The 15,389-nt window shown below is 41.1% G+C and carries 12 protein-coding genes and 1 pseudogene; 8 read left to right on the top strand and 5 right to left on the bottom strand.

Annotation, left to right across the window (positions count from 1 at the left end; all coding sequences use genetic code 11):
* The first annotated feature begins 260 nt into the window (after window positions 1–260).
* A complete protein-coding gene (locus AVJ20_RS11885) occupies window positions 261–2,063 on the top strand; it encodes an acyl-CoA dehydrogenase C-terminal domain-containing protein (protein WP_078194152.1) in 1,803 nt (600 codons plus the stop codon).
* Between the two features lie 193 nt (window positions 2,064–2,256).
* On the top strand, window positions 2,257–4,038 hold the full coding sequence (locus AVJ20_RS11880) for an acyl-CoA dehydrogenase C-terminal domain-containing protein (protein ID WP_078194153.1): 1,782 nt from the start codon (window positions 2,257–2,259) through the stop codon (window positions 4,036–4,038).
* 111 nt (window positions 4,039–4,149) lie between these two features.
* Here AVJ20_RS11880 and AVJ20_RS11875 read toward each other — a convergent pair whose 3' ends face one another.
* Window positions 4,150–4,695: a GNAT family N-acetyltransferase gene (locus AVJ20_RS11875; RefSeq protein WP_111885367.1), complete on the bottom strand. Its 546-nt coding sequence runs from the start codon at window positions 4,693–4,695 to the stop codon at window positions 4,150–4,152.
* Window positions 4,696–4,709: 14 nt separating this feature from the next.
* Window positions 4,710–5,342 (bottom strand): FMN-binding negative transcriptional regulator, encoded by a 633-nt coding sequence (locus tag AVJ20_RS11870; protein WP_111885366.1) that lies wholly within the window; start codon window positions 5,340–5,342, stop codon window positions 4,710–4,712.
* Between the two features lie 170 nt (window positions 5,343–5,512).
* Here AVJ20_RS11870 and AVJ20_RS11865 point away from each other — a divergent pair, with 170 nt between their 5' ends.
* A complete protein-coding gene (locus AVJ20_RS11865) occupies window positions 5,513–6,010 on the top strand; it encodes a phosphate-starvation-inducible protein PsiE (RefSeq protein ID WP_111885365.1) in 498 nt (165 codons plus the stop codon).
* 68 nt (window positions 6,011–6,078) lie between these two features.
* Here the strand turns inward: AVJ20_RS11865 and AVJ20_RS11860 are convergent, their stop codons facing one another.
* On the bottom strand, window positions 6,079–6,561 hold the full coding sequence (locus AVJ20_RS11860) for an RcnB family protein (protein ID WP_416240547.1): 483 nt from the start codon (window positions 6,559–6,561) through the stop codon (window positions 6,079–6,081).
* Window positions 6,562–6,744: 183 nt separating this feature from the next.
* On the opposite strand from AVJ20_RS11860, the gene AVJ20_RS11855 reads away from it, so the two are divergent.
* Window positions 6,745–7,203, top strand: a complete 459-nt coding sequence (locus tag AVJ20_RS11855) for a hypothetical protein (protein ID WP_111885397.1) — start codon at window positions 6,745–6,747, stop codon at window positions 7,201–7,203.
* 87 nt (window positions 7,204–7,290) lie between these two features.
* On the opposite strand, the gene AVJ20_RS11850 is transcribed toward AVJ20_RS11855, so the two are convergent.
* On the bottom strand, window positions 7,291–8,757 hold the full coding sequence (locus AVJ20_RS11850; RefSeq protein WP_111885364.1) for a phospholipase D family protein: 1,467 nt from the start codon (window positions 8,755–8,757) through the stop codon (window positions 7,291–7,293).
* A gap of 109 nt (window positions 8,758–8,866) precedes the next feature.
* Window positions 8,867–10,950, bottom strand: a pseudogene (gene znuD / locus AVJ20_RS11845) (zinc piracy TonB-dependent receptor ZnuD).
* Between the two features lie 146 nt (window positions 10,951–11,096).
* Between znuD and AVJ20_RS11840 the strand changes: the two are divergent.
* The 4 genes from AVJ20_RS11840 (at window position 11,097) to AVJ20_RS11825 (ending at window position 15,346) form a co-directional block, all read left to right on the top strand.
* Complete coding sequence (locus AVJ20_RS11840) at window positions 11,097–11,876, top strand: DUF4184 family protein (protein WP_111885363.1); 780 nt, start codon at window positions 11,097–11,099, stop codon at window positions 11,874–11,876.
* Window positions 11,877–12,036: 160 nt separating this feature from the next.
* Window positions 12,037–13,821, top strand: coding sequence for an aspartate--tRNA ligase (aspS, locus tag AVJ20_RS11835; protein WP_111885362.1), 1,785 nt, complete (start codon window positions 12,037–12,039; stop codon window positions 13,819–13,821).
* A gap of 314 nt (window positions 13,822–14,135) precedes the next feature.
* Window positions 14,136–15,002 carry a lysophospholipid acyltransferase family protein gene (locus tag AVJ20_RS11830; RefSeq protein WP_111885361.1) on the top strand — a complete coding sequence of 289 codons (867 nt, stop codon included), beginning with the start codon at window positions 14,136–14,138 and terminating at the stop codon, window positions 15,000–15,002.
* Window positions 15,003–15,127: 125 nt separating this feature from the next.
* Window positions 15,128–15,346, top strand: coding sequence for a hypothetical protein (locus AVJ20_RS11825; RefSeq protein WP_111885360.1), 219 nt, complete (start codon window positions 15,128–15,130; stop codon window positions 15,344–15,346).
* The last annotated feature ends 43 nt before the right edge of the window (window positions 15,347–15,389 follow it).

The raw sequence follows: 15,389 nt of genomic DNA, 5'->3' as shown, positions 1-15,389 counted from the left end.
TTTATTGGACATATCTTTTTACGCTTTTTGACTATTTGTGTCATTCATTTTCATCTAAAAGCGTTTACACTCAATGCACTTAGCTTTTTCAAGGGATATTTCTTTGACTTTACAGTCACCAACAAATCACCCTGAAATGCTTGTACCCAATAAGAAGATGTTGCACGATTAGAACCATTCCAATACGTGTCATTGAAGACACGTTCAAATGTTATTTAGGATTACTAACGCTGGTAGAAACCAGTATTGAGGAAAACGATATGCCACAATACAAAGCGCCCTTACGTGATATGCAATTTGTTCTGCATGAACTTTTAAAAGCAGAAGATCACTACGCACAACTGCCTGCATTTTCTGACACCGTAAGTCGTGAGTTGGTTGACCAATATCTAGAAGCTGCTGCTGACTTCTGTGAAAATGAACTTTCTCCTCTTAACCAAGTCGGCGACCGTGAAGGTTGTACTTGGAATGATGGCGTTGTAACAACACCAACTGGTTTTAAAGAAGCGTATCAAAAATATATCGAACTCGGTTTCCCATCTTTATCTGCTGAAGAACAATACGGCGGTCAAGGCTTACCGGTTTCTTTAGGCAACATCATTTCAGAAATGGTGGGTACTTCGAACTGGGCATGGGGTATGTACCCTGGTCTATCTCATGGTGCTGTCCGCACATTAGAACATCACGGTTCTCAAGAACAAAAAGACACTTACCTGCCTAAACTTGTTTCAGGTGAATGGACAGGTACCATGTGCTTAACAGAATCTCATGCAGGTTCTGACTTAGGTATTATCCGCTCTAAAGCTGAACCACAAGCAGATGGTAGCTACGCAATTTCTGGCGAGAAAATTTTTATCTCTGCTGGTGAACACGACATGGCTGAAAATATCATCCATATCGTACTTGCTCGTCTTCCAGGTGCACCAAAAGGCACGAAAGGTATTTCATTATTCATCGTACCTAAATTCAATGTAAATGCTGATGGCTCAATTGGTGAGCGCAATGCGGTACGTTGTGGTTCGATTGAACACAAAATGGGTATCCATGGTAACGCGACTTGTGTCATCAACTTTGATAACGCAAAAGGCTTCTTGATTGGCCCTGAAAACCGCGGTCTAAACTGCATGTTCACATTCATGAACACTGCACGTATCGGTACTGCTGTACAAGGTCTTTCAGCTTCTGAAGGCGCTTTCCAAGGTGCACTTGCTTACGCAAAAGACCGTTTGGCAATGCGTTCACTTTCAGGCCCTAAAGCACCTGAAAAAGAAGCAGATCCAATTATCGTGCACCCTGCAGTGCGCAACATGCTGCTTACGCAAAAATCATTTGCTGAAGCTGGTCGTGCTCTGGTTTACTTATTGTCTTTCCATGCCGATATCGTGGAACAAGGTGCAACTGAAGAAGAACGTAAGTTCTCTGACAATATCTTGTCATTATTAACTCCAATTGCTAAAGCATTCTTGACTGAAACAGGTTCTGAATCTGCAAAACACGGTGTTCAAGTATTTGGTGGCCACGGCTTCATTTCAGAACACGGTATGGAGCAAATCGTACGTGATACACGTATCTCTTGCTTGTACGAAGGTACGACTGAAATTCAAGCAATTGACTTGTTAGGCCGTAAAGTATTGGGTACTCAAGGTGCAATGTTGAAAGACTTCACCAAGATCATCCATAAATTTGTTGAAGCTAACAAAGACAACGCTGCCATGAAAGAATTTGTTGAGCCGCTTGCTGCGCTAAACAAAGAATGGGGCGACTTAACCATGCAGATTGGTATGAAAGCAATGCAAAACCCTGAAGAAGTAGGTGCTGCTGCAGTCGATTACCTCTACTTCTCTGGTTATGTAACGCTTGCTTATTTATGGGCTCGCATGGCCTTAGTTGCACAAGAAACTTTAGCTGCAGGAACAACAGATGTTGATTTCTACAATGCAAAAGTAACGACTGCTCGCTTCTACTTCAAGAAAATCTTACCACGCGTTCGCTCTCATGTAGAAGTGATTGCAGGTGGCCTAGATCCTCTTATGGCATTGGATGCAGAACACTTTGCATTCTAATGTGAATATCTAAAACATATTCAAAAAATTGTACTCGTGAGTGCAGAAATAGAGAAAGGACGGTCATAGCATTGGCAGTCCTTTTTCTTTATAAATAGTCCCATAATTTTACTTTGGTCAATTTTCGCCACGCTTTGTGTTGATACAAATTGCCCCAAGTCCACAGATTCAAACAATAAACAGGTGAACGAACATGCCAATTTATAATGCGCCGCTTGCAGATATGAAATTCATCTTAAATGATGTTTTTAAAGCAGAACAATTCTGGCAAAACAACGAAAATCTTGCTCACGTTGATGCTGCTACTGCAGAAGCCATTCTTGAAGAAATGGCAAAATTTGCGCAAAACGTCACTCATCCTTTAAACCGCACAGGTGATGAAGAAGGCGCAACCTATAGCAATGGCAATGTCACGACTCCTGCTGGTTTCAAAGAAGCATTTAAACAATATGCAGAAGGCGGCTGGATTGGTCTAGGCGCAGATGAAGAATGGGGCGGTCAAGGCATGCCAAAAATGCTGACTGTTCTGTCTGACGAAATGCTGTTTGCAACCAACCCATCATTCATGCTCTACCCGCTTCTTTCTGTAGGTGCAGGCATGGCATTAAACAGCTATGCATCACAAGAGCAAAAAGAAACTTATTTGCCAAAAATGTATACAGGCGAATGGTCAGGCACGATGTGCTTAACTGAACCGCATGCAGGTACAGATTTAGGTATTATCAAAACTAAAGCTGAACGTAATGAAGACGGTACTTATAACATTACTGGTACGAAAATCTTCATCACTGGCGGTGACCATGACCTTTCTGAAAATATCATCCACTTAGTTTTAGCGAAAACGCCTGATGCGCCTGCGGGCTCACGCGGAATTTCACTATTCATCGTACCTAAATTCTTGGTGAATGCAGATGGTTCATTGGGAGAGCGTAATGCTGTAGGCCCTGGTTCTATTGAACATAAAATGGGGATCAAAGCGTCTGCAACATGTGTGATGAACTTTGATGGTGCGAAAGGCTACCTGGTTGGTAAAGAAAATGAAGGCCTTGCAGCGATGTTCGTCATGATGAACTACGAACGTCTGTCTATGGGTATTCAAGGCCTAGGTGCTTCTGAATTTGCTTATCAAAATGCAGCGCAATATGCGACTGATCGTTTACAAGGCCGTAGCGCGTCTGGCGTTCAATCACCTGCAAAACCTGCAGACAGCATCTTAGTTCATGGTGATGTACGTCGTATGTTGCTGAACGCACGTGCCAACAATGAAGCGTCTCGTGCATTTGCGGTTTATGTTGGTCAACAACTGGACATTACCAAGTTCTCTACTGACCCAGAAGCAGTCAAAGCAGCCAATAACCGTGTTGCGCTGTTAACACCTATTGCGAAAGCGTATTTGACAGATACAGCTTTCCAAGCAACGCTAGATGCCCAAATGGTCTTCGGTGGTCACGGCTTTATCCGTGAATGGGGTATGGAACAATGTATTCGTGACCTGCGTATCGCACAGATTTACGAAGGGACCAACGGCGTTCAATCTCAAGACTTAATTGGTCGTAAAACCATTAAGTGCAATGGTGAATTCATTGCTGAATATATCCAAGAAATCCGCGATTTTGCCAATAACTTAGATGCCAGCTTGAACTACATCAAAGATGCAACATTAGATGCAGCAGCTGAAGTTGAAGCGGTGACTCAATATGTACTTGAAGCTGCTCGTGAAAATATTGAGTTCCCGAACTCAGCAGCAGTTGATTACCTACATGCTGTAGGCCTACTCAGCTTTGCCTATATGTTTGCCCGCATTGCAGATGCAGCAAAAGACAAAGATGGCGAGTTCTACCAAAACAAACTTGCACTGACTCTTTACTTCACGCAGCGTATTTTACCTGAATTGGCTTTACGCATTGCTAAAGTAAAAGCAGGTTCTGAAGTGATCATGAACTTCTCTGAAGATTACTTTACCAACCAAGCTTAATTAGCCGTACAAAATCAAAAATGCCCGATTTATCGGGCATTTTTTTATTTTACTGCTCTTATTACATAAACACTGAGTGCAACTTTTTCAAAAAATCATAAGCATACTTACTTATTCACAATCTCCTAATTCCATTCGATATGTAAAACAAGAATGGAGCTGATCGTCTAGCATTGGAAATGTAGCCCAATGCGTTGTATCTTTATCTTGTTTAAATCCTGCCTTCATTAAGACATTTTGTGATGCTAGATGTTTCTCAGCACAAAAAGATGAAACAACATTCGTGACATGATTCTGCTTTAAATACTTAATTCCTCCAATTAAAGCCTCAGTCATATAACCACAACCATGAAAATTCACCCCTAACCCAAAATGTATTTCTCCATGGTTTTCTTGATTGAAGAAATACAGTAAGCCCATCGCTAAATGCGTATTCTTATCACTAATCACCCATGCAAAATCAGGATTGTGTATCGACCAATAATGATCTGCCCACTTTTCTAAAACACTCTTAGCCTGTTGAATCGTTAAATGTGGCAACCGCTGCAGATAACGAGTTGCTTCTATATTCGAAAAATATGTATCAAATAATGAAATTTCATCTCCTAACTGATGCTTTCTCAGGCATAAACGTTCAGTTTCAATCCTATTGGGCATGATTCTTTAGCCTGTTATTTCATGGGATAAAATTTTTTGATCGACTCAACCATTTCAGCATTCGACATTTCCAAAGCTTTTGCCACATTCATTGCATCTACAACGCTGCGATTTTGACTCACTTTAAACTTACCCAAAATTGAGTCTATTTCGATTTCAATCGCTATAATTTTTTCCAGTTGTTCCGCGATAAAATCATGAGGCGCATCGCCCATTTTCCATGGCACGGGTTGGCTAGCTTCATGTTGTCGAGTCAGCCGAGCCAAAACTCCTCGTAAATATTTTTCATCGTCAACTTTACGAATTGTGCCTTTGACATGTACCACGCGATAGTTCCATGTCGGCACAACGCGATGATGTTCCTGCTTTCCTTCATACCAGCTTGGCGAAATATATGCTTCGTCGGCATGAAAAATCACATAGGCTTGTGCTGACTGATTTAGCAATTCAAACATTGGATTGGCCTTGGCAATATGACCGCGCAATATGCCCAATTCGCCTGACTCAGCGTCATATTCTAGTGGTAAATGATTCACTTCCAACTCACCATTGGGTGCAGTCAGTATTACTGTCCCCAAAGCATACTTACGCATAAGATCAATCAGATCAGGGAGTTCATCATGTTTAAAATGCGTTGGTTGATACATCGTCGCTTCATTCTTATAGGACAAAATTTAAGCTCAAACTTAACATTAAAACCTTTATTGAACCTAAAAAATATTTTTGTCATATGCGCTTCATGTGCATGAAATTTGCTTGGTATTTAATGACTCGTTCTTCATTGAATATTTACGCAATTTACACAGGAGGAATATATATGACACATCGTGATCCCAAAGTAGAAAAAATCGAAGCCCTCCTCGACCGACTTGGCAATATTGCTGTAGAAGGTTTTCATTATCTTGCGCTGTTTATCATCGGCTGTATGATTTTATGGTCTGCGGGTCATACCATTTTTGAAATTATTACGGTTAAACAATTCGCCACGATTGACGATATTTTATTATTGTTTATTTACCTTGAACTCGGTGCCATGGTCGGTATTTATTTTAAAACCAACCACATGCCAGTACGCTTCCTGATTTATATTGCCATTACTGCCCTGACCCGTTTACTGATTTCGGACATTCAACATGACCATAAAGCAGATATGGGCTTGGTCATTACTACAGGTTCGATCCTCATTCTTGCTGTGGCCATTTTGATTGTGCGCTATGCCTCTTGGACTTACCCTTCGGTTATTCGAGACAAGCATTCCGAAAAGCCACTGCCTGAAGGAAAAACCCCTCGCCCACAAGATGATGAATTGGCTTAAACACTAAATCGTTCCCTCTCCTTTTAAGAGATGAGTAGCACTGCTACGCAAGGGAGAGGTTATAAACCTTATCGATTAGGCACCAGCACATAGCGACCATTTTCAAAGATCCAGTACATGCCACTTGGGGGTGCAGGTAAACCTAAACGCTGCCAATCACTGATAAACGTATAGGTCGAACTCGAAATACTAGCGCTGGCAAGATCGCCATTGACCCAACTATAGCTCTGCGAATTTTGGATAATCGTAGTCGGTGCTTGATATTGAATACTTATGCCATTTTGCACCTGTGGTGGATATGGACGGTTTGGATAATTGGGATATTGAGGGCGATGAGGATAGTTCGGGTAATGCTGCGGGTAATTGGGAGCATGCTGTGGATAGCTTTGACCATGTTGGGGATAACCAGGCCGATTCATCGACGGTGGGCGGTGTTGTGGTTTTGATGTATCCACACCTTGGTAGTTTGCCCATTTGTTTTCCGCAAAAGTACTGGCCGAAGCACTGATCAGCATCACACCTGCCATTGCATAGAATAATGTTGCTTTCACTCGAGCTTTCCTTCACGGTATATAGATTAAGTATAAAACCCATTTTAGGAGAAAAAATGAATAAAAATCCATCAAATGCAAGAATTTGTTAATTTTCCGACCAAGCTGATCGCACCTTCATGCTAGCCTGTTTTTGATTGGATTATGCTAAGATTGATTTTATTTCGTAGTGGATCAAACGCTGTGTCTGAATTAAGTTTTGACCGACTTCATCAATTTTTTTCGAAAGTACCAAGTATCCAAGAAGCCTTAATCGACTCCTACGGCACCGATGGCAAAAATGCGTGGTGGTTCAAATTTCAAATTAATGTAGATCACCCTTTAGCATGGCAAACTGTTCAAGAATTGGGCCATGTATTGAACTATATTTCTAAAAATGAACGCTTACCGACTCAATTTTTACCGGTTTCTCCGCCACCATATATGAATGGCGAAGCAAAACAATTCTTGTCTTGGGTGATTCAATGTAACCATGCTGACTTTCCACCAGATGTCATCTGTGACTGGTTAGAAGCTCGTTTACCTCAACCGGTAGAAGATGCAGATAAATGGAAAATCAAAACGGATATTAAAGAATTAGATCAAATGTCAGATAAAGATTTAGATCAAATCGTTCCGCCGAATCCTGTACCGAAGAATTAAAACTGATTAAATCCCTCCTAACCTCCCTTTAAAAAAGAGAGGAAAGTCCCTCTTTTTAAAAGAGGGATTTGGGAGATTAAGACAATTCTAAAAAGTAGATATTCCGCTCCATTCCATAAAGCGATACAACACATATTTCAAGGTCGATTCATCCGCATATTTACTATAATCGACACTCATTTGTTTACCATCCAGATTTGACCAAGCAGTATTAAAGTACTGTGATACATCTTTAAAAACTTGAGCATCTTTCACACCGATCACTCGTAAATCAGTTTCTAAATTATAATTTTTCAAGTTACGCGCCGTGAAATTGGCAGAACCTAAAATCATATCGGCTTGATAAGCAGTACGTTTTAAAATCATCTTGCTATGGCACTGCTCACCTTGGGTATTACACCAACGTACATCAATACCCGCCTCATGTAATTCGGATGCTACAGGTCGATTTGGAATGCCATTTTTGGTACGTCCAAAAGCATCCTTATTCGGATCGAGTAATACACGCACTTTCACGCCACGTTCATGCGCAGCAATGAGTGCCTTGATAATTTTACGTTCTGACAAGTAGAACATCGCAATATCAATTTCTGTACCCGCTTTTTGTGCCGTATTAATCATATCTAATACGCCATCATAAATGGCTTTTTCAGTCAGCACCTGTACTTGAGGCTCAGTTTTCGCGGCTTCAACATCCTTAATCACCACAAATGGAATATTGGCTTTGGACATCATGCCTACGGCTTGCTCGGTCTTTAACAGATCAATCGCGGTCATGCCTTTGACGGTTAAGGCCACATTGGAATGTCGTGAGCTACCATCATGTGGATTCATAGAGGTGACTAAACCTTTCCAACCTTCAACGGTATCTACCACCAAGGTTTTACGATGATTGGCTTTAAAGTTGAAAAGATCCATATAGCTGCGAATCGTCACTTTTTCCGTACCTAATGGATTCGGTAACCAACCTTTTTGTGGGTTATTGCCAATATCTTGACAGCAGATATACCAAAAGCCTGACCATGCTGGGTTGGATGCACGAAGCGGTACCAAATTGGTTTCGATCAACTCAATGCCCCCTTGTCGTAATTGACGATAATGTTCGGGTTGAATGCCGCCATATACCGAATTGACTGGGTCAGTAATCACAAAAATTTCCACTTGAGGAGATAGACGACGCTTCAAAATCAGCGCATCGGTCAACTCCTGTGTTAATTGTTCATGTTTTAATTGAGAGTCACCAACTTGCGGATTAAAGAGAAACATATCCAACACAATGGTCGACTGTGCTTCCTCAATCATTTTCAGCATTTCTTTAAAAATGCGATGTTCCTGTTGCTGCTTTCCTTGCGCATCGATATAGGTTTCATCCACTAAAAAGTTCACTTCAGCATGGCGAAGTTTTCCTGTGTAGTTCAACCCTTCTGGGAGTGGCTTTAGCGTGTGATAGGTTGCCGAGGCCAAATAACCTAAAACCAATAAACCAATGACCACACCCACATAGCGACGACGTGACCAATTGAGCTTGTGATGTATTCGTTGAATGATGCGCATAAGAAAAAACCTAGTCTAATGCGCTCAGACTAGGTTTTATTCATTGATTTTTCAAGAGGATTTCTGTGACTTTACCTAGACTTACTTAGAGAAGTCTGTGCAAATTCAATTAGAAACCAAATTCAAGACCAACCGTAAAATTACGACCGACTTGTGGAATATTGGCAAGGAATGACGTATGAGAGTAAACATCTTCATCCAATAAATTATTGGCTTTGAAATAGACTCGATAATCATTTTGATCTTTCAATTGACCACTATAGGCCACACCCAAATTCACCATATTGTAGCCATCTGTTTCACGCTCAAATGCAGTGATTTTGTCTTGTTTGAATACATGTGAATATTCTGCAAGACCTGACCAACCATCGGCAAAGTCAACATCGACCTTAGTTCCTAAGCGCCCTGCAGGCACACGTGGCGCATTTTCACCATCAATTTTGCCGCGTACATAGTCACCAAAGACACTGAGTTTATACATATCATTAATGGCATAACCCACTTGAGCTTCCGCGCCATAGAACTTGGCTTTGTCTTGGGTGTAATCAACTAAGCGGAAGTTTTCAAAATTATCTTTGGTTGCAGCATAAATGTAGTTGTCATACCAGTTGTGGTACACATGAACGTGATAATCCAACTGATCTTTTTCATAATGGAAACCTAATTCTAGATTATTAGATTTTTCAACATCTAGATTTTCATTTCCGCGTTCATAGGTATTGGTCGCAAAATGCTTACCATCTGCATAGAGCTCTTGCGCCAATGGCAAACGCTCTTGATGAGAACCCACCAAGGATAATTTATAATTGGGTGCAAACGCCCAGTTCACAGCACCTGAGTAGGAAATACCATAATCGTCATAATCTTTTTGTGCAGAATCGATCTGAATTTTCTGCTGATCGACACGGCGCCCAGCTCGACATGAAAATCACCAAATTGTTTATGTTCTAAACCAAATACACTCCATTTTTGGGTTTTATTTGGGTTGATCAATGACTCTTCGCCACTGATATTGAGCTTTTGCTGATTGTATTGTGCGCCTATCACCCCTTCCCAATCCGCAATCGGGTTATGCACCAACTCTAAACGACCATCATAGCCCTGACTTTTAAAGGTCGTTGCCGCTGTATCACCTTCAATTTCATCATGTTGATAATCGGTATAACTTGCATGTGCACGGATTTTTTGGAAGCCCGCAAACGGATTCGCAAGTTCGGTACGGAAATCATAGCGTTCTGACTTTAAATCGACCCACGGACCAGCAGCATCATGGTCATGATCGTGGTCGTCATGGGCTGAATGATCATGCTCATCGCTGTGATCATGATTATCATGCCCGTCACAATGCAAATGATCATCATGTGGATGACAGCTTTCATATTCATGACTATGCCCCGGCAAGCCATATTGGTCTTGACGGTTGCTATAAGACAGTCCAGCAAAACCTCGATCATGAATCCATGACGCACCTACACTGACATTTTGCCCTTCTGCAAAGGTGTTGCCAACGCGGCGTTCTTTTTCTAATTCGCCATCATGATCATGGAAATAATTGGGTACGATATAGTCATTGGCTTTACGCTTTGATCCCTCAACTCGCAGTGCAAAATTTTCTCCTAGCGCTGCAGTGACACCTGCACTCGATAATTTTTCGCCACTACCTGAGTTATAACGTAGCCCAACCTGCCCCTCTAAACCATTTTCAGGCATCTGCGTTGGAATTTTTTGATCGGTAACATTCACCAACCCACCAACCGTCCCAGCTGCATATAATAAAGTGGATGGCCCACGAATCACTTCTACTTGTTTCGCTAAAATTGGATCAACCGTCACTGCATGGTCAGGGGATAAAGTTGAAACATCTGCTGTTTCAGATGCATGCTCCAACACTTTGACACGTGGCCCATCTTGCCCACGTATTACAGGTCGACTTGAGCCTGCACCAAACTGATTTGAATACACTCCAGGTTGTCCGGCAATGGCATCACCAATAGTGACTCCACCTTGTGCCAAATCTTTATGCTTAATAATGTTATCTGCAACCGCAAAATCTGCAGCACTTTGATTTAAAGGATGAACCTGAACATTAATCGCCTCTAAAGTTTGTACCTGTTGTTGCTGATCATCAGCATAAATATTGGGTGCAATCACTGCAAAAATTGAGATTGTGATTAAATTCTTATGAAAAGACATTTGGAGAGACTCAAATCTGGCTAATTTTGAATAATGTTATAATATAACATTTCATTACTTTTGCAATAAAAAACATTCTAATCTGCCCAAATCATATACACTCACCGATACCACATTGTATTTATTCATATATTTATTTTAGTTCAATGCCTTTTACCATATCCCATGCTGTACTCGCACCGCCTATTTCCAAATTAAGCGGAAATCGCCTGCCTATTGCAGCACTCGCAATTGGTAACATGGTGCCAGATTTATTCCGTTTATTTACTAATGCTGACTATGCAGGTTCACATCAATGGTCGGGGTTAATTGTTCCAAACTTAATCCTTGGTTTGCTGTTTTGTGTGCTGTGGTATGTGCTCTATCGCCCGATGTTATTTGCTTTTTTTGGTTTAAATAAGCCGCTGAATCTACAGAATTTCAATCAATACTGTGGGTTTATGCTCAGTCTCATCCTCGCACTCATCATTGGAACTTCGACGCATATTGTTTGGGATGGCTTGACCCATGTTGACTTTCGTACCTTTGCTTTTAAAGATCTCTTAAGTCTGCCGATTCCATTTTTTGGTCATTCATATCCCCTACATCGTGTGTTGCAAATTGGATTATCTGGCTTGGCACTCCCCGTTTTGGCATGGATGATTTATCGTCATCATCTTCACTATCGAAGTACTGCAAACGTCCCCACATCCATCAAAGTCTATGTATATGGTTTAGCGGCCCTGTCTTTAGCTGCGGGAATCGCAAGTTATTTTTATTTTGCTGACAGTATTTATTCTGATGCCTTTGTACACGACTTGTATGCCTATGTCGGCAAAGCCATTAATTATTTTTTCCGTGCATTTTTAGCCACGTTTAGCTTCGGTAGTCTGATATTTCTGATCTTAAGCAAGAGCACCAATATTTTTTCAACGTCATCGGCTTAAGCCCATCATTGACCGAAAATTTGCTGTAAATTTGGCTGTTTTAGCAATAAGTCCTTGTGACAAAACAGCCAAAAAGAGGCATAATCCCCTATTCGAATAAAAGCGGTACGCTGTTTACGTATTCGCTGACCTTAACCCATATAGTTGGATTTCTAACGCTATGATGCGAACTCATTACTGCGGTTCTTTAACCGAAGCTCAAATTGACCAAACCGTTACATTATGCGGTTGGGTTCACCGTCGCCGTGACCACGGTGGTGTAATCTTCCTTGACATGCGTGACCGTGATGGTCTTGTTCAAGTGGTTATTGACCCAGATACTCCTGAAGCATTCGCAACTGCGGACAAAGCACGTTCAGAATTCGTATTAAAAATTACAGGCCGTGTACGTCGTCGTTACGCAGGTACTGAAAACGCGAATATGACTAGCGGTCAAATCGAAGTTCTTGGTAAAGAAATCGAAGTGCTTGCTGGTTCAGAAACTCCGCCATTCCCATTGAATGATGAAAATACCAATATTTCTGAAGAAGTACGTTTGAAATATCGTTTCTTGGATATCCGTCGTCCAGAAATGTTAGATCGTCTTCGTTTCCGTTCTAAATTGACTAACCTAATTCGTAACTACTTCGAAGAAAATGGTTTCTTAGACGTGGAAACACCGATTTTGACTCGTGCGACTCCTGAAGGTGCGCGTGACTATTTAGTACCAAGTCGTGTTTCTAACGGTAGCTTCTACGCACTTCCACAATCTCCACAATTGTTCAAACAGTTGTTAATGGTTGGCGGTATCGATCGTTACTACCAAATTGCTAAATGTTTCCGTGATGAAGACTTACGTGCTGACCGTCAGCCTGAATTCACACAAATCGACGTTGAAACATCGTTCATGAGTGACGATGACATCATGGATTTAATGGAACGTTTAACGGTTAAGATGTTCAAAGAACTTCTAAACGTTCAGTTCGACAAGTTCCCACGTATGACGTATGCAGATGCAATGCGTGACTATGCATCTGATAAACCTGACTTACGTATTCCTTTGAAATTGGTTGACGTTGCAGACATGATGCAAGACGTTGAGTTCAAAGTATTCGCAGGTCCTGCTAAAGATCCTAAAGGCCGTATTGTTGCGCTTCGCGTACCAGGTGCTGGCGCGCTTCCACGCAGCCAAATCGACGAATACACTAAATTCGTGGGTATCTATGGCGCGAAAGGTTTGGCTTACATCAAAGTCAACGAGCTTGAAAAAGGTATTGAAGGTCTTCAATCTCCAATCGTTAAATTCATCGAGCCTATCGTACTTGATCTATTGAAACGCGTTGGTGCTGAAAATGGCGACATCGTGTTCTTTGGTGCGGACAAAGCGAAAATCGTAAATGATGCGATGGGTGCTTTACGTATTAAAATCGGTCACGACATGAAACTTGCAACTTGCGAGTGGGCGCCACTTTGGGTTGTTGACTTCCCAATGTTCGAAGAAACTGATGACGGTAAATGGACGTCTGTTCACCACCCATTCACGCTGCCAAAATCAAGCGTTGAAGAAGTGAAGAACAACCCAGGTGCTGCACTTTCTGTTGCTTACGATATGGTATTGAACGGTACTGAAATCGGTGGTGGTTCACTTCGTATTTATAACCTAGAAATGCAAAAAGCGATCTTCGAAGCGCTTGGTATTTCTGAAGAAGAAGCAGAAGAGAAATTCAGCTTCTTGTTAAATGCGTTGAAATTCGGTGCGCCTCCTCACGGTGGTTTAGCATTCGGTCTTGACCGTTTAGTGATGTTGATGACTGGTGCATCTTCTATCCGTGACGTGATTGCATTCCCGAAAACTAAGACTGCGGAATGTCCTTTAACTCAAGCGCCTGCGCCAGTTGAAGCGAACCAATTACGTGACTTAGGTATTCGCTTACGTGAAAAACCAAAAGCTGAAGAATCTAAATAATCTTACATTTTAAGATTTAGATTTTAAGTTTCAAAAAACCCTGCGCTATGCAGGGTTTTTTATGTCAACCTACAAAAGGTGGTAGAAAACCTACAAAACATAAATTTAAGATTTGATGTACTTTGCTAATATCAAAACGCTTCAAGTACGTTATGATGTTTCACTACATCCTTTGAGCAATGGACAGCTCAATTTTCCACTTCCAATTATTTTGTTTTTAGATTCAGATCTTTTTGTACTTTTCACTGAATAAGTCCGGTCTCTTGGCAAAATTTATTTTATTCCATGCTGTAAATTTTGAGACCTTGTGATCCATGTACTTTATATTCAAAATCATCGCGCTATTGCCACTTTGGCTGTTACAAAACTTGGCCTTGATGATCGCGTTTATTCTTAATCTATTTAATTCATCGATCAAACGTATCACTAGCATCAACATTCAACTGGCCTACCCCGATTTGTCAGAGACTGCGCAGAGACAGCTCATCAATCAAAGTATCCGCAGCCAATGCCTGACCTATATTGAATTTATTAAATGTTGGGGGATGCCGCCAAGTTATAGCCTGAGCTTATTGAAAAACATTTATGGTGAAAATATCCTCACGGAAGCACTGGCAAATAAAAAAGGTGTGATCGTGGTGGTTCCGCATTTTGGCTGCTGGGAATTACTCAATGCATGGCTGAATCTGTATACAGAACCCATGATTATGTATAAACCAAATAAAAATAAAGGAATCAATCGGTATCTGTTAGAAGCACGTGAGAAGTTTAATGCAACCCTAGTCCCGACAGATGAAACAGGGATCCGTGCCATTTTTAAACATTTGAAACAAGGTGGTCTGACGGTCATTTTACCTGATCATTTGCCAAAGCCTTCAGGCGGCATTTATTCCAATTTTTTTGGGCAAAATACTTTATCGATCACACTTGTTTCAAAACTTGCTGCAAAAACCCAATGCAATGTCATTGGATTAAGTTGTATCCGACAACCTAACCTACAGTACTTTGATGTGCATTGCCAAACCTTATCAGACGAGATTTTATCTAAAGACTTACAATGTTCTGTCGACGCACTGAACATCGCGATGCAAGACATCATTAACCAAGCACCAGAACAGTATATCTGGTCTTATAAACGCTTTCGGGTCTGCTTTGGCAACATCAATATGTACCGTAAATAAAGGTGATCTGAACAAAACTCAACCTTAAGATTTGTGTATCACGGGTTTGGATTAATCTTATTCAATTGAGATCGATTATCGACAGTGGCATAATAGCCTCAATTTCCACTTTAAGTGATTCTCCTATGGCTATGCGTCCTGAAGTCCGTCGTCGTGCAATCGTGTTGATTGTTTTTTCTGTCGTACAATGGTTGTTCATGCGCTACATTTTAGCCAATGAATTATTCAACTTAACCACCTATAACCGAATCGTTTTATTCTGTGTCAGCAGCCTTGCAGGTGCATTATTAATCTTTGTCGGTTTGATTTATATGGTGTTGAAAGGTAATGCGGATAAAGAATAATTTAATAAACACTAAGATTCAGTATTTTATGCATGACTGGTAT

It is taken from the genome of Acinetobacter sp. CFCC 11171, from assembly GCF_003268405.1.
In the GTDB taxonomy this organism is placed as follows: Bacteria; Pseudomonadota; Gammaproteobacteria; order Pseudomonadales; family Moraxellaceae; genus Acinetobacter; species Acinetobacter amyesii.
Note: the sequence above shows the minus strand (reverse complement) of the source record. Positions and strands in the feature narration are given on the sequence as shown.